Below are 1046 nucleotides of genomic sequence, written 5' to 3'. Positions count from 1 at the left end.
GTCATTGATGACCCGCATTCCCGATACCGATTTAGCCCGCTTAAAGCAAACCGTCTCGTTGCTGGGGCTGGCGCGTAAGCAAGGCCGTGCGATGAAAAAACGCGGTGAGGATTATGTGCTGCGCTGTCCGTTCCATCACGAGAAAACGCCCTCAATGGTGATATCGCCTGCCAAGAACCTGTATCACTGCTTTGGCTGTGGCGCCGCGGGGTCGGTGCTGGACTGGGTGATACAAACGGAAGGGGTGACGCTGAAAATCGCTATCCGCCGGCTGCGGGAGCTGGCCGGGTTGCCGGATATGGACAATACGGTTGTGGCCGCTTCTTCTTTAGCCGCCCCGCCGGAGTCACAGGCGGCACCCCTGCCGCGCCCGAAACTGGCCGACCTGGACGATGACGGGCAGGCGCTGTTGCATCAGGTGATTGATTTTTATCATCAGCACTTACTGGCGTCACCGGAAGCCCAAGCCTGGCTGGAACGACGCGGGCTGAATCATCCTGAACTGGTCAGTCACTTTAAGCTGGGGTACGCGGGCCATCACGGGATCGGCGGTTCCGCGGGGTTGTTGCCGTCCAAGAGCAGTCAGGAAGGCCAGCACCTGCGCGACAAGCTGTCGGGTCTGGGCGTGTTGCGTACGACCACCCGTCAGGACCACTTCCGGGGCTGCGTCGTGGTGCCGGTGATCGGCTGGGCCGAATCGGCCAGTGTGGCCAGCCGTGGGCGGGTGCTGCAACTGTATGGTCGCCGAACCCAGCCGGATTACAAAGTGCTGAAAGACAGTCCGAAGCATCTGTACCTGCCGTCACCGCTAGCCGGGGTCTGGAATGAATCGGCGATGCAGGCATCAAATGAAATTATCCTGTGCGAAGCGCTGATCGATGCCATGACCTTCTGGTGTGCCGGGTTCCGTAACGTGATCGCCGCGTTCGGGGTGAACGGGTTTAACCGTGAGCACCTCGCAGCCTTGCCGTATCACGGCGTGAAACGGGTGCTGATTGCCTTTGACCGGGACGAGGCCGGAGACCGTGGCGCGGCTAATGTGGCGG

The 1046-nt window shown here is 60.9% G+C and carries 1 protein-coding gene; it reads left to right on the top strand.

The window, feature by feature from the left end; genetic code table 11:
• Positions 1 to 7: 7 nt before the first annotated feature.
• Positions 8 to 1046 (top strand): CHC2 zinc finger domain-containing protein (locus C6H66_RS20335; protein ID WP_146111085.1); only part of this gene is annotated, 1039 nt, incomplete at its 3' end.

Source organism: Photorhabdus hindustanensis, from assembly GCF_002968995.1.
Lineage (GTDB): Bacteria > Pseudomonadota > Gammaproteobacteria > Enterobacterales > Enterobacteriaceae > Photorhabdus > Photorhabdus akhurstii.
This window is presented reverse-complemented; position numbering and strand designations above follow the sequence as displayed.